Annotated in this window: 15 protein-coding genes and 1 tRNA gene; 5 read left to right on the top strand and 11 right to left on the bottom strand. The window is 66.5% G+C overall.

Features of this window, described 5'->3' with window-relative positions:
• Positions 1 to 3: 3 nt before the first annotated feature.
• Both ACOTSS_RS09665 and ACOTSS_RS09660 read right to left on the bottom strand, forming a co-directional pair.
• Entirely contained in the window at positions 4 to 990 is a 987-nt protein-coding gene (locus ACOTSS_RS09665) for an agmatine deiminase family protein (RefSeq protein WP_448691266.1), read from the bottom strand.
• 203 nt (positions 991 to 1,193) lie between these two features.
• Positions 1,194 to 2,879, bottom strand: coding sequence for a M28 family metallopeptidase (locus ACOTSS_RS09660; protein ID WP_448691265.1), 1,686 nt, complete (start codon positions 2,877 to 2,879; stop codon positions 1,194 to 1,196).
• Between the two features lie 216 nt (positions 2,880 to 3,095).
• Here ACOTSS_RS09660 and ACOTSS_RS09655 point away from each other — a divergent pair, with 216 nt between their 5' ends.
• On the top strand, positions 3,096 to 5,072 hold the full coding sequence (locus tag ACOTSS_RS09655; protein ID WP_448691264.1) for an alpha/beta hydrolase family protein: 1,977 nt from the start codon (positions 3,096 to 3,098) through the stop codon (positions 5,070 to 5,072).
• A gap of 77 nt (positions 5,073 to 5,149) precedes the next feature.
• Here ACOTSS_RS09655 and rpsD read toward each other — a convergent pair whose 3' ends face one another.
• Entirely contained in the window at positions 5,150 to 5,761 is a 612-nt protein-coding gene (gene rpsD / locus ACOTSS_RS09650; RefSeq protein ID WP_095388204.1) for a 30S ribosomal protein S4, read from the bottom strand.
• A gap of 201 nt (positions 5,762 to 5,962) precedes the next feature.
• Here rpsD and ACOTSS_RS09645 point away from each other — a divergent pair, with 201 nt between their 5' ends.
• The gene (locus tag ACOTSS_RS09645; protein WP_448691263.1) at positions 5,963 to 6,271 is read left to right on the top strand and encodes a chorismate mutase; all 309 of its coding nucleotides are present in this window, start codon (positions 5,963 to 5,965) and stop codon (positions 6,269 to 6,271) included.
• Positions 6,272 to 6,325: 54 nt separating this feature from the next.
• On the opposite strand, the gene ACOTSS_RS09640 is transcribed toward ACOTSS_RS09645, so the two are convergent.
• From ACOTSS_RS09640 to ACOTSS_RS09615, 6 genes are all read right to left on the bottom strand, one after another.
• Positions 6,326 to 6,401: transfer RNA gene (locus ACOTSS_RS09640), tRNA-Lys, on the bottom strand.
• 113 nt (positions 6,402 to 6,514) lie between these two features.
• Positions 6,515 to 7,621, bottom strand: a complete 1,107-nt coding sequence (gene rodA, locus ACOTSS_RS09635) for a rod shape-determining protein RodA (RefSeq protein ID WP_448691262.1) — start codon at positions 7,619 to 7,621, stop codon at positions 6,515 to 6,517.
• Positions 7,618 to 9,528: a penicillin-binding protein 2 gene (gene mrdA / locus ACOTSS_RS09630; RefSeq protein ID WP_448691261.1), complete on the bottom strand. Its 1,911-nt coding sequence runs from the start codon at positions 9,526 to 9,528 to the stop codon at positions 7,618 to 7,620. Before mrdA ends, rodA begins: the two co-directional genes overlap by 4 nt.
• 18 nt (positions 9,529 to 9,546) lie before the next feature.
• Positions 9,547 to 10,068, bottom strand: a complete 522-nt coding sequence (locus ACOTSS_RS09625; RefSeq protein WP_448691260.1) for a rod shape-determining protein MreD — start codon at positions 10,066 to 10,068, stop codon at positions 9,547 to 9,549.
• The gene (mreC, locus tag ACOTSS_RS09620; RefSeq protein WP_448691259.1) at positions 10,065 to 10,952 is read right to left on the bottom strand and encodes a rod shape-determining protein MreC; all 888 of its coding nucleotides are present in this window, start codon (positions 10,950 to 10,952) and stop codon (positions 10,065 to 10,067) included. Before mreC ends, ACOTSS_RS09625 begins: the two co-directional genes overlap by 4 nt.
• Before the next feature lie 20 nt (positions 10,953 to 10,972).
• Entirely contained in the window at positions 10,973 to 12,019 is a 1,047-nt protein-coding gene (locus ACOTSS_RS09615) for a rod shape-determining protein (protein WP_053554503.1), read from the bottom strand.
• A gap of 196 nt (positions 12,020 to 12,215) precedes the next feature.
• On the opposite strand from ACOTSS_RS09615, the gene mutL reads away from it, so the two are divergent.
• Positions 12,216 to 14,033: a DNA mismatch repair endonuclease MutL gene (gene mutL / locus ACOTSS_RS09610; RefSeq protein WP_448691258.1), complete on the top strand. Its 1,818-nt coding sequence runs from the start codon at positions 12,216 to 12,218 to the stop codon at positions 14,031 to 14,033.
• Between the two features lie 208 nt (positions 14,034 to 14,241).
• Here mutL and ACOTSS_RS09605 read toward each other — a convergent pair whose 3' ends face one another.
• Positions 14,242 to 15,489 carry an ATP-binding protein gene (locus ACOTSS_RS09605; protein WP_448691257.1) on the bottom strand — a complete coding sequence of 416 codons (1,248 nt, stop codon included), beginning with the start codon at positions 15,487 to 15,489 and terminating at the stop codon, positions 14,242 to 14,244.
• 134 nt (positions 15,490 to 15,623) lie between these two features.
• On the opposite strand from ACOTSS_RS09605, the gene ACOTSS_RS09600 reads away from it, so the two are divergent.
• A complete protein-coding gene (locus tag ACOTSS_RS09600) occupies positions 15,624 to 16,037 on the top strand; it encodes a hypothetical protein (protein ID WP_448691256.1) in 414 nt (137 codons plus the stop codon).
• 60 nt (positions 16,038 to 16,097) lie between these two features.
• The gene (locus ACOTSS_RS09595) at positions 16,098 to 17,099 is read left to right on the top strand and encodes a fumarylacetoacetate hydrolase family protein (protein ID WP_448691255.1); all 1,002 of its coding nucleotides are present in this window, start codon (positions 16,098 to 16,100) and stop codon (positions 17,097 to 17,099) included.
• Between the two features lie 58 nt (positions 17,100 to 17,157).
• On the opposite strand, the gene ACOTSS_RS09590 is transcribed toward ACOTSS_RS09595, so the two are convergent.
• Complete coding sequence (locus tag ACOTSS_RS09590; protein ID WP_448691254.1) at positions 17,158 to 18,189, bottom strand: type II secretion system F family protein; 1,032 nt, start codon at positions 18,187 to 18,189, stop codon at positions 17,158 to 17,160.
• Between the last annotated feature and the right edge of the window lie 13 nt (positions 18,190 to 18,202).

Genomic DNA, 18,202 nt, shown 5'->3' with positions numbered 1-18,202 from the left:
GCCCTATGCCGGAAGCTGCTGGCTCGAGCAATGGAAGCTGCCGCCGCCGACGATGATTCCGCGCGCGTCGATGCCGACCGCGCGGCGATCGGGGAAGAGCGCGGCGAGGGCATCGACCGCGGCAGCATCGTTTGCGGCGCCATAGGTTGGCACGACCACGACACTGTTGCCGATATAGAAGTTCATATAGCTCGCCGCCGCGATTTCGCCCTCGATCTCGATGCGGCCGGGCGAGGGGAGGTCGACGATCTCGATCCCTCCGAAGGCTTCGGCGCGCGTGCGCGCGTCGGCATAGATGGCGGCATTGGGATCGTCGCTACCCGCCGCGACGGGGATCGCGAGCCGGCCTTCGCCGACGAAGCGCGCGAGATTGTCGACATGGCCGTCGGTGTGGTCGCCGATCAGCCCCTTGCCGAGCCACAGCAGCCGCTCGACGCCGAGCGACTGGTGCAGCCGCACCGCGATATCCTCGCGGGTCAGCGACGGGTTGCGGTTCGGGTGGAGCAGGCATTCCTCGGTCGTAACGCAAAGCCCGGTGCCGTCGACGTCGATGCCGCCGCCTTCGAGCACCCAGTCCTGCTCGTCGACCGGCAAGCCGCTTTTCGCGCCGAGCGCCGCGCCGACCTCAAGATCGCCCGGCATCACGAATTTCTCACCCCACCAGTTGAAGCGGAAGTTGCGCGCGCGCCGCGCCGCGCCGGCGCCGGCGACGATCGGCCCGGTGTCGCGCAACCAGATGTCACCGAGCGGCTGGACAAGGATATGCACGCCCGACTCGACGAGATTGGCCGCGATCTCCGCCTGCGCCTCGTCGTTGACGACGAGCCGTACCTCCTCGCCGCGCCCGCCGTCGTGAACGGCGTTCGCGAAAGCCGCGACATCGCGGCGCGCGGCGTCGATCTGACCCGACCACTCCTCGGCGAGGTGCGGGAAGCCGATCCACACCGCCTCGTGCGGCGCCCATTCGGCGGGCATTTTCAATGCACCCATGGCGTCTCCAATCAACACGTCGCTATGGCGTTCGCAGACCTCTCCGGGCCTCCTCTTCCTCCTCCTTCGTCATGCTGAACTTGTTTCAGCATCCATGGCCTGCGCCTTCGCCCAACGCTGCGCCTTATTCGAGGGCAGGCCATAGACCCTGAAACAAGTTCAGGGTGACGAGAAAGTAGGGTGTCAATAAATAGGGACTGTCCCTATTTAGCGGCAGCGGCGCGCGACTTGTCGCGGGCGGCGCGGAACTCGTCGCCCTTGACCCAGTTCGGCCAGGCGTCGGTCATCGCCAGCATCCGCCCAGCGGCATAATAGAGCTGAAGGTCGGCGAGCATGCCGTCCCAATTGGCGATCGCGTCATATTCGTCGCCGGGCGCGTGATAGCGATGCTCTTCATAGTCTTCCGACGCCTTCTTGCCGGCCTCCTTGCCGCCCGCGACCAAATCCTCGCCGCTGCCGAAGTTGAACATCGGCACGCCGAGCTTGGCGAAGCTGAAATGGTCGGACCGGTAATAGAAGCCCTTTTCGGGGGTGGGCTCAGCGACGACCGTGCGCTTCGCCGCCGCCGCGATCTTGGCGACATAGGCGTCGAGTTCGGACTTGCCGTCGCCCACGACGACGATGTCCTTCGCCGGTCCGCTCGGGTTGAGCGCGTCCATATTGACCCCGCCGACGGTCTGCGCGAGCGGGAAGATGGGGTTTTCGGCGTAATATTTCGAGCCGAGCAGCCCCGATTCCTCGGCGGTCACCGCCAGAAACACAACGCTGCGGTCGGGGGCGCCAGCCTTCTGGTAGGCCTCTGCCAGCGTCACCAGCCCCGCGACGCCGGTCGCATTGTCGACCGCGCCGTTGCAGATGTCGTCGCCGTCGACCGGCGCGCAGCGGCCGAGATGGTCCCAGTGCGCGGTGTAGAGGACATATTCGTCGGGCCGCTTCGTCCCCGGCAGCACGCCGATAACGTTGCGCGACATCTTCTTGGCGATCTGGTTGTCAAAGCTCAGCGACGCCTTGACGCCGGTCAGCGGCACCGCCTTGAAACCCTTCTTCTTCGCCGCCTCGCGCAGCGCGTCGAAATCCTGCCCCGCGCCCGCGAAAAGCTGCTTCGCCTTGTCGAGCTGGATCCAGCCGTTGGCGGCGGTCTGGTCGGCGCCGCCATTCTTGCTGTCGGCCAGATATTGCGTGCCGGTCCAGCTCGATTCGACGACGTTCCAGCCATAGGCGGCGGGCTCGGTGTCGTGGACGATCAGCGCCGCGGCGGCGCCCTGCCGCGCCGCTTCCTCATATTTGTAGGTCCAGCGGCCGTAATAGGTCATCGCGCGGCCGTTGAACTCGCCCTTGGCCTCCTTGGTCTGCCAGTCGGGATCGTTGACGAGGATGACGACCGTCTTCCCCTTTACATCGACCCCGGCATAATCGTTCCAGCCTTTTTCGGGCGCGTTGATGCCGTATCCGACGAAGACGACGTCGCTGTCCTTGACCGAAATCTGCGGCTGGACGCGATAGCTGGCGGCGACGAAGTCGGTGCCGTATTTGAGCGACATCGGCGTCTTGCCGCCGGTGAAATTCAGCGGGCTGACATTCTTTGCGGTGATCTCGACCAGCGGCACGTCCTGCGTCCAGCTGCCGTTGTTGCCGGGCTTGAGCCCCGCTTCGGTGAATTTCTTGATCAGATAGGAGACGGTTTTCTCCTCGCCCGGCGTTCCCGGCGCACGGCCTTCGTAGCTGTCCTGCGACAGCTCCCTGGTCACGTCCTGCAAGGTCGAAAGCGACAGTTCGGGAAGCTGGACGTCGGGTAGCGCTGCGGCCGAGGTCTTGTCGGTGGAGGCGTTGCAGGCGGCAAGCGCCAATAGCGCGGCGGCCGCGAGCGGGGCGGGGGTAAAGCGGAGCATCGATCGTCCTTGTCCGAATGAGCGTTGCGGGCTTTGTGCCAGCCCTGTCATCGGCAGGCAAGGGCGGTGGATGAGGGCTTCGGACCTGGCCTTTGCGGGTTGCCATGATGACCGGGCGGCCTATGCTGGATGCCGAGGGGCGCGGTGTTTGTTGCAACATGGCCCTCATGTCAGGGGTTTAAGCGAGGGGTCGCTTTCAATTCGGGGGTTTGGGGAATGAAGTTCTGGGGGGCGGCACTGATCGTGCCGGCACTGGTCGCGACCGCTGGGGCGGCGCAGGCGCAAGACGATATGGCAGCGAAATTCGGGCAGCGCGAGCGCGTCCGCCAGGTCAGCATTTCGCCCGACGGCGAGCGGCTGGCGGTGATCCAGCCGACCAAGGGCGCGGGGTCGGTCGTCTCGGTGATCACCATCGCGACCGGCGATTCGAAACCGGTGCTGAGTGCGAAGGGGGGCGACGAGCAGATCGGTCGCTGCGACTGGGCGCTCGCCACCCGGCTGGTGTGCAGCGTCCACGTCATCAACCGTGGCACGACCGGTCTCCAGGGTTTCAGCCGGCTGTTCGCGCTCGATGCCGACGGGCAGAATATGCAGATGCTGAGCGACAAGACGCGTGTCCGCGCTTTCGGTGCAAGCCAGTTCGGCGGCGGCGTCATCGACTGGTCGGATGCCGAGGAGAGTGGCCGCGTGCTGATGACGCGTTACCAGAGCGGCGAGTATCAGACCGGGTCGCTGCTCGGGCGCTCGGCGTCCGGCCTGGCGGTCGACGCCGTCGACACGGTATCGCTGAAGCGCAGGACGGTCGAATCGCCCAAGGACGGCGTCGTCGATTATATCTCGGATGGACGGGGACACGTCCGCATGATGATCAGCCAGACGGAGACCGCGGACGGCTATTCGGGGAACAGCTATAATATCTCCTATCGCAAGGCGAACAGTCGGGATTGGGAGAGTTTCGGTACTTATGTCAGCGAGGCCGGGCTGGGGACCGGCTTCCTTCCGGTGGCCGTCGATCCGAATCTGGACGTGGTCTATGGCTTCGACTCGCTGAACGGGCGCTCGGCGCTCTATTCGGTCTCGCTCGACGGCAAGATGACGAAGACACTGGTCTATGCAAACGACCATGTCGATGTCGACGGCCTCGTCAGCATCGGCCGCAGCGGGCGTGTCGTCGGCGCTCAGTTCGTCACCGACAAGCGCCAGACGGTCTTCTTCGACCCCGCGCTGAAGTCGCTCGGCACGGCCCTGGCCAACGCACTGCCGAACCATCCGCTCATCAGCTTCGTCGATTCGACCGCCGATGAGCAGAAGCTGGTGCTGTGGGTGGGCAGCGACGTCGATCCCGGCGGCTATTATCTGTTCGACAAGTCGACCAAGCAACTCGCCGAGATCATGAAGATGCGTCCGCAGCTCGACCCGGCCAAGCTCGCCACGGTGAAACCCGTGCATTACAAGTCACGCGACGGCGTCGATATTCCCGCCTATCTGACGCTGCCCGCGGGTTCGGACGGCAAGGGATTGCCGGCGATCGTCATGCCGCACGGCGGACCGGGTTCGCGCGACGAGTGGGGCTTCGACTGGCTGTCGCAATATTTCGCGGCGCGCGGCTATGCGGTGCTCCAGCCCAATTTCCGGGGTTCGACCGGTTATGGCTCCGGATGGTTCCAGAAAAACGGCTTCCAGTCATGGCCGACGGCGATCGGCGATGTCGACGACGGCGGCAAATGGCTGGTATCGAGCGGGATCGCGGCGCCGGGCAAACTCGGCATCGTCGGCTGGTCCTATGGCGGCTACGCCGCGCTGCAGTCGGGGGTTTACGAGCCCGGCCTGTTCAAGGCGATCGTCGCGATCGCGCCGGTCACCGACCTCGAACAGCTTCGCGAAGATTCGCGCTACTATACCAATTTCCGCCAGGTGGAGGCCTTCATCGGTCGCGGCGATCATGTGAAAACGGGCTCGCCCGCCCAAAATGCCGAAAAGATCACGGTTCCCGTGATGCTCTTTCACGGCGACTATGATCAGAATGTCGATGTCGGCCAGTCGCGGCTGATGGCCAGCCGGCTGCGCAGCGCCGGAAAGACGGTCGAATACACCGAATTCCCGGGGCTCGACCATCAGCTCGCGGACAGCGACGTGCGCACCCGGATGCTCGGCGACGCCGACAAGTTCCTGCGTGCGGCGATGGGGCAGTAAGGCCTCGATAAGGGTAAAAGAAAAGGGGCGGCCCGTCGCAGGGCCGCCCCTTTTTCTTGCCGGTCGCGAGACCCGGATCAGCGCGAATAGAATTCGACGACCAGGTTCGGTTCCATCTTCACCGGATAGGGAACTTCGTCGAGCGTGGGCACGCGCACGAAGGTCGCCTTGGTGCCGTCGACCGCGACATATTCGGGCAGGTCGCGCTCGGGCAGGCTCTGCGCTTCGGCGACCAGCGCCATTTCCTGCGCCTTCTTGCCGAGGGTGACTTCGTCGCCCGGCTTCACGAGGCGGCTCGCGATGTTGCACTTCACGCCGTTCACATAGACGTGGCCGTGGCTGACGAGCTGGCGCGCCGAGAAGATGGTCGGGGTGAACTTGGCGCGATAGACGATCGCATCGAGGCGGCGTTCAAGCAGGCCGATCAGGTTCTGGCCGGTGTCGCCCTTCATGCGCGACGCTTCGAAATAATTCTTCTTGAACTGCTTCTCGGTGATGTCGCCGTAATAGCCCTTCAGCTTCTGCTTCGCGCGGAGCTGGATGCCGAAGTCGGACATCTTGCCCTTGCGGCGCTGGCCGTGCTGGCCGGGGCCATATTCGCGGCGGTTGACCGGGCTCTTCGGGCGACCCCAGATGTTTTCGCCCATCCGGCGGTCGAGTTTATACTTGGCGCTCTGGCGCTTCGACATTGTCGTCTCCAATTTGCTGTGTGCCGAAGGATTTCGGCTGGTTCCCGGGTCGCACCATATGGGCTTGAGCCATATGCGACCGCCGCTTCACCGGGGTGCGGGGTCCATTGCGAAGGCGCGCGGTTAGACGGGGGGAGCGGCAAAGTCAAGCGCCCTCGCCACCGCTCGACAGATAGGAAAAAGCCGCTAAAGGCTGCCCGCATGACTGCCGCCAAATTGCCCGAACAGTGCGAAACCATGCTCGAGGTGCGCGCCGGGGTCGACGAGACCGACCGCGCGCTCGTCGCGCTGCTCGTCCGCCGCTTTGGCTATATGGACGCCGCGGCGCGGATCAAGACCGAACGCGGGACGGTGCGCGACGAAGCGCGCAAGGCGCAGGTGCTCGATAATGTCGCCCGCGCGGCGGAAGAGGCCGGTCTCGACGCGGATCGCATCCGCGCGGTGTGGAACGAACTGGTCGAACAGTCGATCGCCCACGAACTCGACCGCTGGGACGAGGCACGCGCCTGAAGACTCGGCCGCGCAAGCGGCCCCCCGCGCATTATTCCAGGTTTCTGAAGGAAATGGTGGACGCACTAGGGCTCGAACCTAGGACCCGCTGATTAAGAGTCAGCTGCTCTACCAACTGAGCTATGCGTCCACTTGCCGGTTTGCGGCAGCGCCTGCAGCAGGAAGAAGGCCCTCTTTGCTGCGAAGCGAGCGGCCCGCTATCATGGCGTTGCGGGGATGGCAATGGCTTTGCCGAGATTTTTTTCAATGAAAGCGGCGGCTGCCCGTTTTGCTGTCGTTCTCGATGGCAAGGATGATGCCGACGCAGGTCATGATCGTCAGCATCGACGATCCCCCGTAGGAAAAGAGTGGCAGCGGGATGCCGACCACCGGCGCGAGTCCCATCACCATCATCAGGTTGATCGCAATGTAGAAAAAGATCGTCATCGTCAGCCCGGCCGCGACCAGCTGGCCGAAGCGCGTCCGCGCCTTGAGCGCGACGCGGGTCGACCAGCGCAGTAGCAGGAAAAAGGCGATGAGCAGCGCGACGCCCCCGATCAGGCCCCATTCCTCGGCCATCGTCGCGAAGATGAAGTCGGTATGACCTTCGGGAAGATAGTCGAGATGGCTCTGCGAACCGTTGAGGAAACCCTTGCCTCCGATGCCGCCCGAACCGATCGCGATCTTCGACTGGCTGATATGGTAGCCCGCGCCCAGCGGATCGCTTTCGGGGTCGAGGAAGATCAGCACGCGCTTCTGCTGATAGTCGTGGAGCATCGAGAAGAGGATCGGGAGCGACGCTGCGCCGCCGAGCGCGGCGCTGCCGAACCACCACATCGGCAGGCCCGCAAGAAACATGACGACCGCGCCGCTCGCGCAGATGGCGAGCGCGGTGCCGAGGTCGGGCTGAAGCATCACCAGTGCCGCCGGTATGCCGATCATCACCAGCGCCGGCCATAGCGCGGTGAAGGTGCGCGTGTTGCCGGGCGGCAGTTGCGCATAAAAGCGCGCGAGCGCGAGCACGATCGCCACCTTCATCAGCTCCGATGGCTGGAGGTTGAGGAAGCCGAGGCTGAGCCATCGCTGACTGCCCCCGCCGACGAAGCCGATCAGCTCCACCGCGACGAGCAGCACCGCAACGCCGATATAGGCGATATAGGCGAAATCCTCGAACAATCGCAGCGAAAAGCGGCCGACGATCAGCGCGCCGATCAGAAAGACGATGAAGCGCACGCCCTGCTGCCAGGCCCACGGCGACAGGCTTCCGCCCGCGGCCGAGTAGAGGACGAGCAGGCCGAAGCCGGTGATCGCGCTGAGGAGGGCGATCAGCTTCCACGGGATGCGCTGGACGGCGGGCGGGACGGGGATCATGCCGTACCCTCGGGCGGCGGGCGATTGGCGCCGGCCTTCCATATCGCGAAGTCGCGCGCCATGCGCTCCTCGATCGTGCCGCCCCAACCGGTCTCGAAGCCTTCGAGCGCCGTCATCGCCTTGTCGCGGTCGAAGAGATAGGTCATCACGTCGCGGGCGATCGGATAGGCAGCGCCCGACCCGCCGCCGTGCTCGATCACCACTGCGGCGGCATAGCGCGGCGCGTCGAAGGGCGCGAAGGCGATGAACAGGCCGTGGTCGCGATATTTCCACAGGCCGCCCTTGCCGCTGCCCTTGCTGAGGCTGACGACCTGCGCGGTACCGGTCTTGCCCGCCATCTTGACGTCCTCGATCGGCAGCCGCGCGCGCCCGGCGGTGCCCGCGCCGTTGACGACCTGGTTCATCGCCTCGCGCACCACGCCGATATGGTCGGGCGCGAAGCCGAGGCTCTGCATCGCGGCGCGATTGGCGTCCCGCGTCAGGTGCGGCATCACGATGTTACCGGTCGCGAGCCGCGCCGCCATCACCGCGAGCTGGGTCGGGTTGGCGAGCATATAGCCCTGGCCGATCGTCGCGTTGACGGTGTCGGAGATGGCCCAGGGCCGGCCGTATTTCTCCTGCTTCCACGCCGGGCTGGGCACCGTGCCATAGCTCTGGCTGGGAACGGGCAGGGGGAATTTCTGCCCCATGCCGAGCCGCTTCGCCATCGCCGCGATGACGTCCATCCCCAGCTGCTGCGCGAAATGATAGAAATAGACGTCGCAGCTCTGATAGATGCCCTTCGCCATGTCGACCTGGCCGTGGCCGCGCCGCTGCCAGCAGTGGAAGACGCGATTGCCGACGCGCAGGCCGCCGCCGCAAAAGGTCGTCGCGCTGGCAGGCAGCCCGGCTTCGAGAAAGCTCATCGCGACCATCGGCTTGACCGTCGAGCCCGGCGGATAGAGCCCGCTCAGCGTCTTGTTGCGTAGCGGAACATGATCGTTCTGGCTCAGCCATTTATATTCGGCGACGCCGATCCCGCTTGAGAAGCTGTTGGGGTCGAAGCTCGGCATCGATGCCATCGCCAATATGTCGCCGGTCAGGCAGTCGATGACGACGACCGAACCCGATTCGGGGCCGATGCGGCGCGCGGCATAGTGCTGGAGGTCGGCGTCGATGGTCAGGTGGACCGTCTTGCCCTGAACGTCGGGCTGGGTCGACAGGTCGCGCACCACCTTGCCACGCGCGGTCACCTCGACGCGGCGGGCGCCCGGCTTGCCGCGCAGCACGGGTTCGAAATATTTCTCGAGCGCCTGCTTGCCGATCTTGAACCCGGGGGTGATGTAAAGAGGGTCTTTCGCCTCCCGATATTCCTCGGCATTGGGGGCGCCGACATAGCCGACGAGGTGGCCGACCGCCGCCCCGGTCGGGTAGTAGCGCGCAAAGCCGCGCGCGGGCGCGATGCCGGGCAGGTCGGGCAGGCGGACGAGCACCGAGGCATATTCGGCCTCGCTGACGTCCTCCATGACCGCCACCGGCTGAAAGCCCGACGCGGCGTCGAGATCGCGGTTGATCCGCTCCATCGTGTCGCCATCGAGCTTCAGCAGCGACTTGAGTTGCCCCAGCACCAGTTCCTTGTTGTGCAGCCGGTCGGGGATGATGTCGATGCGCAGCGACACGCGGTTGTTGGCGAGCGCCTTTCCATTGCGGTCGACGATCCAGCCGCGTCGCGGCGGGACGAGCGTCAGGTTGACGCGATTGCTTTCGGATTCGAGGACATAGCGGTCGTTGTCGACGATCGAGATATAGGCCATGCGCGCCGCGAGCGCGACGCCGACCGCCGCCTGCGCGCCGCCGACGACGAGCGCGCGGCGCGTGAAGGTGATGCCTCGCCAGGCTTCGGTGATGGGCGGCTTTTTGCGCTGCATGAGGAGGTCAGAACCAGTCTATCGGCGTTTCAGACGGAAATTGTCAAACTTGCCGGTCAGGCGAAGGAACAGCGGGACGAGCAGTACCGATATGACGATCTGCGGTACCACCAGACCCAGCACGCGACCGCTGGGGGTATGCGGATGGACAATCAGCGCGGCGAGCGCCTGGACGGCCGCGACGAGCAGGGCAGCGATCGCCCAGTCGTGAAAGAAGCCGCGCCAGTAGATGCGCTGTGACAGATAATGGATCGCGATGCTGGCGAGCGTCCATAGGCCGATCGCGGTGCCGATCGGCGCGCCGCTGAACAAATCGTCCCAGAGCCCGAGCGGCAAACCGATCCACACCGGCCACATCTCCGTGCGCAGCAATTGCCAGCACAGGAAGAACAGCAGCCCGAGCGGCGGCAGCACGGGCGAACTGGCGACGAGCGGCAGCATCAGCGGGAGCGCCGACGCGATCATCACGCTGAGGATCGGCACCATCCGCATGCGCCAAAGCGACGCAGGTTCGCCGAGGCGCGGCCCGGTGCGGTTCATGGCGCGGTCGCGGGCGCTGGGGCGGGAAGCGCCTCGATGTTGTCGGGCGTATAGGGGCGCAACACCGATACGGCGTCGACCTTCGCCGGATCGGCGAGCGGGCGGGCAAGGGCGCCGTCGTCCTGGCGGCTGACCACGATCGCGACGGGGATATTGGGCGGATAGAGGCCGCCGGTGCCCGAGGTGACGAGGATATCGCCCGGCTTGAACGGATTGTTGGCGATGTTGAGCGTGCGCACGTCGAGATTGCCATTGCCGCGCCCCGACGAGAGCGCCGGCAAGCCGTCGCGCGCGCGGCGGACGGGCACGATATTGTCGACGTCGGTCAGCAGCAGCACCTGCGAGACCGAGGGCCCTGCGCTGAGCACGCGGCCGATCAGCCCGTCGGCGCCGCGCACCGGCTGGCCCGCGACAACCCCCATCTTGCGCCCGATGCTGAGCAGCGCGATGCGCTTGCTGCTCGTCGAGGTCGAGGTGAGCAGATAGCCGTGAGCGAGCGCGGCCTTGTCGATCTGCTGGAGCTGAAGCAGCGCCTTCAGCTGGCGATTCTCTTCCTGCAGCGAGCTTGTGGCGACGAGCTTGCGCCGTGTGTCGGCGAGCTCCTGGCGCAGCCGGCGGTTCTGCGTTCCCGCCTTCACATAGGCCGAGACATTGTCGTCGATGCCGGAGATCGATCCGGTCACCGACCGGGTGACGCGCGCCACCGGCGCCGCGAGTTCCTGGCTCGCGATGCGAAGCTGCGCGAAACCCACGGGATCGACGACCGAAAGCAGCGCGAGCAGCAGCCCGGCCACCGCCCCCGTCACGGCGATGACATAGGCGACGAACAGGCTGTACTGGGCCTTTCGGGATTGCCCCGGACGCCGATGTGCCGGGCGGACCATGGTTCAGCGGGCCTGCGCGATCAGGCCTGCTGGAGCACGCCGCGGAAGGCGGGGTCCTCCATCGCGCGACCGGTGCCGATCGCGACGCAGGTCAGCGGATCTTCGGCCACGGTTACGGGCAGGCCGGTCGCATCGCGGAGCAGTTCGTCGAGCTCGCGGATCAGCGCGCCGCCGCCGGTCAGCACGATGCCCTGGTCGACGATGTCGGCCGCGAGTTCGGGGGCGGTGTTTTCGAGCGCGATGCGCACGCCCTCGACGATCGTGCCGATCGGTTCGGACAAAGCCTCGGCGATCTGCGCCTGGTTGATCGAGATTTCCTTGGGCACACCGTTGACGAGGTCGCGGCCCTTGATGTGGATCGTCAGACCGACGCCATCCGACGGGATGCGCGCGATGCCGAAATCCTTCTTGATCCGCTCGGCGGTCGCTTCGCCGATCAGCAGATTGTGGTGTCGGCGGACGTAGGAGACGATCGCCTCGTCCATCTTGTCGCCGCCCGCGCGGACCGAGGTGGTGTAGGCGAGACCGCGCAGCGAGAGCACCGCGACTTCGGTCGTGCCGCCGCCGATGTCGACGACCATCGACCCGATCGGTTCGGTCACCGGCATGTCGGCGCCGATCGCGGCCGCCATCGGCTCTTCGATCAGCCACACCTCGCTGGCGCCCGCGTTCGACGCGGCGTCGCGGATCGCGCGGCGCTCGACGCTGGTTGAACCGCTGGGCACGCAGATCACGATCTCGGGGCTGCGGAACGCGTTGGGCTTACCGCCGTGGACCTTGGTGATGAAATGCTTGATCATCTGTTCGGCAACGTCGATGTCGGCGATGACGCCGTCGCGCAGCGGGCGGATCGCTTCGATGCTGTCGGGGGTCTTGCCCATCATCAGCTTGGCGTCGTCGCCGACAGCCTTGACCCGCTTGATGCCGTTCAGCGTCTCGACCGCGACGACCGAGGGTTCATTGAGCACGATGCCCTTGCCGCGGACATAGACGACCGTGTTCGCGGTGCCGAGGTCGATCGCCATGTCTTGGGAATTGAATTTGAACCAGCGGGAAAAGAAGGACATCGATACTGCTTCCTGTCAACGAAGCCGCGCCCGCGACGGACACGCCCCCTGTCGTGATGTGCATCCGCGTGCCCGGCGGCGACAGAACCAATCAAGGGGGGAGATTCCGGCTCGTCCGCGAAGGGCTTGCTGGACAAAATGATCAGGCTGTGCGGGTGGGTCGCGATTTGCGTCCGACTGCGCTAGGAGAGGCTTTATGTCAATACGCCGCCTGCCGGAAAAGCTCGTAAATCGGATCGCAGCCGGTGAAGTGGTCGAAAGACCCGCCGCGGCGCTCAAGGAACTGGTTGAAAACGCGATAGACGCGGGTGCGACTCGGATTTCGGCGCGAATCGCCGAGGGCGGGATTTCGCGCCTCGAAGTCGAGGACGATGGCTGCGGCATGACCCCGCCCGAGATGGCGCTGGCACTCGAACGCCATGCGACGTCGAAGCTGCCCGACGAGGCGATCGAGGCGGTGACGACGCTCGGTTTCCGCGGCGAGGCGCTGCCCTCGATCGCCAGCGTCGCGCGATTGACGCTCGACAGCCGGGTGGCGGGCGGCGACGGCTGGCGGCGCGTCGTCGACAATGGCGCGCTCGCGGGCGAGGGGCCCGCCGCGCTTGCGAAGGGCACGCGCGTCCTCGTCGAGGATCTGTTCGCGCGCGTGCCGGCGCGGCGCAAGTTCCTGCGCAGCGGCCGCAGCGAATATGCAGCCTGCCTCGACGTCGTGCGGCGGCTTGCGATGGCGCGGCCCGACATCGGCTTCACGCTTGAACATGACGGGCGCCGCGTTCTCGACCTGCAGGGCGGACAGGACCGGCTCACGCGCGTCGCCGCGCTGACCAGCCGCGATCTCGCTGCGAACAGCATCGGTGTCGATCTCGACCGCGGCGAGGTGCATCTGGGCGGCGTGATCAGCCTGCCGACCTACAATCGCGGCATCGCCGACCATCAATATCTGTTCGTCAACGGGCGCCCGGTGAAGGACCGGCTGCTCGTCGGGGCGCTGCGCGGCGCCTATGCCGACCTGCTCGCGCGCGACCGGCATCCGGTCGTCGCGCTCTTCCTCGACGTGCCGACCAGCGAGGTCGACGTGAACGTCCATCCGGCGAAGACCGAGGTGCGCTTCCGCGACCCGCAGCTTGTCCGCGGGATGATCGTCGGCGGGCTCCGGCGGGCGCTCGACGAGCATGGCTTTCGCAGCGTCCAGCGCCCGGCCGAGGCCGCGCTCGCGGCATGGCAGCAGGAACCGGTCGCGCCGGCCCCGACGACCGGATTTCTGTTCGGTCACGCCGCGCACGAAGCGCCCGCCGCGCATCTGTTCGGCGCCGAGACCGCGCCCGTGCCCGATGCGGCTACCGCGCGCGTCTATGACCGCATGACCCCGTTCGCGCCCGCGCCGCTGGCGGGCCGAGCCGAGGTTGCCGTGGTGCCGCCGCCGCAGGCCGAAGACCATCCGCTCGGCATCGCGCGCGGGCAGATCGCGAAGACCTATATCGTCGCGGAGGCCGAGGACGGCCTCGTCATCGTCGACCAGCATGCCGCGCACGAACGGCTGGTGCTCGAAACGCTGAGGCGCGGCATGAGCGGGCAGGCGGTGCCGTCGCAGGGGCTGCTGCTTCCCGAAATCGTCGAACTCGACGAACCGGCATGCGACCGGCTCGAAGCCGCGGCCGCCCAACTCGTGGCGCTCGGCGTCGAGATCGAACGCTTCGGTCCCGCCGCGGTGATGGTGCGTGCAACGCCCGCGATGCTCGGCCCGATCGACTGCCGCAAGCTGATCACCGACATAGCCGACGACCTCGCGGGCTACGACGCCGCGCTGGGCCTCAACGAGCGGCTCGAACTGGTCGCCGCGACGATGGCGTGCCACGGCTCGGTTCGTGCCGGGCGGACGTTGAACGTCACTGAAATGAACGCGCTGCTCCGCCAGATGGAGGTCACGCCGCATTCGGGCCAGTGCAACCATGGGCGACCGACCTGGGTGAAGCTGGCGATGGACGATGTCGAGAGGTTGTTTGGCAGGAAGTGACTGGCTTCTATCGAGCGGAAGCGGACATAAGATCCTCCCCGGAACGGGGAGGGGGACCGCCGAAGGCGGTGGAGGGGGCGGGAGGCCTGAAGCGGTGTGGCGTGAGGACGCGAGCCCCCTCCGTCAGCCGCTGCGCGGCTGCCACCTCCCCACAAGTGGGGAGGATTTGAATGTCCGCTCACCACCCCGAAAACGGACATCCCCAGGCCTATCCACCCGCCAGCGGAAAGCTCACCGACACGCGCGTTCCCCGGCCGACCTCGCTTGCGATGTCGAGCTGGCCCTGGTGGCGCTCGCTGATGTGCTTGACGATCGCGAGGCCGAGCCCGGTCCCTCCGACCGAGCGGCTGCGCGCTTCGTCGACGCGGTAGAAGCGCTCGGTCAGGCGCGGCAGATGATCGGGCGCGATGCCGTCGCCGTGGTCGCCGACGCTCAGGCGCACGCGCCCGCCCTCGCGTGCCAGCTCGACGGTGACCGGCGTTCCCGCGCGGCCATATTTCATCGCATTCGAGATGATGTTGTGCGCGAGCTGCCCGAGCTGCGCCGCGTCGCCCAGCATCGGCTGCGGCTCGCCACCCAGCTTGGCGTCGATATCCTTCGCGCGCGGTTCCTCGCTATCGCGCAATTGCGCGACGGTATTGCCGATGATCGCGGCGAGATCGACCGGCGTCGTCGGGCGGCGAAAGCGGTCGGCCTCGACGCGCGAGATCGACAAAAGGTCGATGACGAGCTGCTGCATCCGCCGCGCCTCGCGGTCGATGATCGACAGGAAGCGGTGGCGCATATCGGCATCCGCATCGCCGTTCATGTCCTGCAGCGTCTCGACATAGCCGAGGATCGCTGCGAGCGGTGTGCGCAGCTCGTGGCTCGCGTTGGCGACGAAGTCCGACCGCATCCGGTCGGCGGCGTCGATCGCCGAGCGGTCGGAGAGGATGATGATGCGGTCGCCGCCCGACAGCGCCGCCATCCGCATCGTCCAGCGCTGGCCGGGGCGCGGAAAGTCGACGAGGCTGATTTCCTGCGGCGTGTCGGCGTCCATCGTCTTTGCGAGCCATTCGGTCGCCGCGGGGTGGCGGATCGCGGTACGGATGTCGGCGCCGACGATATGGCGGCCGAGCAGCCGGATCGCGGCGTCGTTCGCGACCGTCACGATAGTGTCGGTGGTGCCGAGCAGCGGATCGGCTTCCTGATCGGCCCGGCGCGCGAAATCGGGATGACGGAGCAGCGACGGAAGCGGGGCGGGCGGTGGCGGCGCGGTTTCAGTGCGTGCCTCGGTCACCGGAGCCGGCGCGGCGACGTGGACGATCGCGGTGGCGGCGAAGCCGGCCAAGGTGAGGATGGCGATCGTCAGCGCGTCGCCCCCCGCCAGCGCGGCGAGGATCGCCGCAATGGCGATCAGCGTCAGCGCGATGACCAGGCTGGACAGGCGGTCGAACATCGCGTCTGCGCCTCGCATGGGCGGCGCGCCCGTGCAAGCCCGTTAGCACGGCTTAAACCCCCTGGATGCGATTGTCCCAAAGCGGGATGGCGGCGCGCGGTCCTTCGGCTTTTGCTTTTCGCGCGCGGGGCAGATGGGCTATGCGCGGTTCCATGGAAAAGAGCGAAACTCCGGTCGAGGGCCCCGATGCCGCGGACGAAGCGGTTCCGTCGCGCCGCAGGATGCTCGCGCTCGGCGCGGTTGGCGTGTCGGCGGCGCTGACGATCCGCCCCGCGTTCGCGCAGACTGCGGTGTCGGTGATGAACTGCCAGATTCCGGTGCCCGACGTCGCAGGGGCGGGGCAATATATCGACGGCAATGGCCAGCTCGTTCCGGCGGGAACCAAGGGGGCCTTTCCCGGCTCGCCGCGGCCGTTCACCGGCGAAGAGGTCAAGCGCGCGTTCCGCGGCCAGACGCTGCCGGGCACCAGCTACGACCAGTCGCAGGCCTATCTTCAATATATCCGGCGCTTGCAGGCGGGGCAGAGCGGCTTTACCTGTTTCGCATCGATCCAGATGCCCCGCTGATCATTGCCGCCCCTGTCGGCGATGGCGGCGCTTCCCCGCATCGCAGACAAAGGATGTTGCGTGAAACTATCTTCGCTCAAGGCCGGCCGCGACGGGCGGCTCGTCGTCGTTTCGGATGATCTCGCGTGGTACGCCGACGCGGCTTCGGTCGCCCCGACGATGCAGGCGGCGCTCGACGATTGGGCCGAAGCGGGACCGCGCCTCGCCGCGCTGGCCGAGGATCTGAACCATGACGCGATCCCCAAGGAACGCTTTCATGAGCGCGACGCCGCCTCGCCGTTGCCGCGCGCCTATCAATGGGCCGACGGCAGCGCCTATGTGAACCATGTCGCGCTGGTGCGGCAGGCGCGCGGCGCCGAGATGCCCGACAGCTTCTGGCACGATCCGCTGATGTATCAGGGCGGCAGCGACGCCTTCCTCGCCCCGCGCGACCCGATTCCGCTCGGCGATCCGGCGTGGGGCTGCGATATGGAGGCCGAGGTCGTCGTGGTGACAGACGATGTCCCCGCGGGCATCGACCCGGTCGCGGCGCGCGACAAGATATTGCTCGTCGGGCTCACCAACGATGTATCGCTGCGCGGCCTGATCCCGGCGGAGCTCGCCAAGGGTTTCGGCTTCTTCCAGTCGAAGCCGTCGAGCGCGATGTCGCCGGTGTTCGTGACGCCCGCGGCGCTGGGCGACCGGTGGAGGGACGGCAAGCTCCACGGGACGCTGTGCGTCGACCTCAACGGCCAGCCGCTCGGCCGCGCCGATGCGGGTGTCGACATGACCTTCGACTTCGGCCAGCTCGTCGCGCATGCTGCCAAGACGCGCAACCTGGGCGCCGGGACGATCATCGGATCGGGCACGGTGTCGAACCGCGACGCCGGTGGCGGCCCGGGCAAGCCGATCGCCGACGGCGGTCTCGGCTACAGCTGTCTTGCCGAAGTGCGAACCGTGGAGACCATCCTCCAGGGCGAACCGAAGACCTCCTTCATGCAAAGCGGCGACACGGTGCGCATCTGGATGGACGATGACCGCCATCACAGCATTTTTGGGGCGATCGAGCAGCAGGTAGCCTGATACGAAAAGGGCGGGACACATGATCCCGCCCTTTTGGTCTGGGTTGTCCTCATTGGTCCTAGGACATCGATCCGGTGAGCGCGTCCTTGAGCGAGCAGGCCGCGGGGCCGAGAATCACGATGAACAGACAGGGCAGAATGAACAGGATCAGCGGCACCGTCATGATCGCGGGCAGCCGCGCCGCCTTTTCCTCGGCGCGCATCATGCGTTCGTTGCGGAATTCGGCCGAGAGGACGCGCAGTGCGCTGGCTAGCGGGGTGCCGTATTTCTCGGTCTGGATCATGGTCGTGACGACGCCCTTCACCGAATCGAGATTGACGCGATAGGCGAGATTTTCGAATGCCTGCCGGCGCTCGGTCAAAAAGCCGAGCTCGATCGAGGTCAGCGCGAATTCCTCGCCCAGTTCGGGATAGGCGCGGCCGAGTTCCTTGGCCACGCGGCTGAAGGCGGCATCGACGGTCAGGCCCGCCTCGGCGCAGATCACCAGAAGATCGAGCGCGTCGGGAAGCCCTTTGCGGATCGCGTCGGTGCGTTTCTGCCGCTTGTTGTCGACGAACAGGTCGGGCGCCTTGTAGCCGAGCAGCAGCGCCGCCATCGTCGCGCCCGAGCGCTTGAAGGGCGTCAGATCGGGCCACAGGTCGATGCCGTAGATCAGGAAGGCGGCGAGGCCGCCGAGCAGGATCGGCAGCACCAGCCGGCCGAAGATCACCGCGACCGCGAGGTCCTTCGACCGGATGCCGGCCTGCGCGAGCTTTTGCTGCACATCCTTGATCTGCTCGTCCTGAAGCACCTGCAGCTTGCCGAGGAAGCTGCGCATCTTGTCGGCGGTCTGGTTCTTGCGGACCAGTTTGACGCGGCGCTTGGCGGTCGAGGCGGTGATGCCGGCCTTGAGCTGTTCGCGGCGTTCGTTGAGTGCCTTGACGCGTTTCGCCATCGGGTCGCGGACGGTGAGCGCGCCGTAGACGGCGAGCAGCACGGCGAAGACGCCGACCGCGGCGAGCATGGTCGCGGCCCAGACGACGTCGACGCCCATCAGCGTCGGCCCGGCCTGACGCCCCGAAAAGGCGGCGAGGAGGAGGTTGCTGTTCATGGCGATCCCTCCC

The sequence above is a fragment of the Sphingopyxis sp. NJF-3 genome, from assembly GCF_053514865.1.
This window is presented reverse-complemented; position numbering and strand designations above follow the sequence as displayed.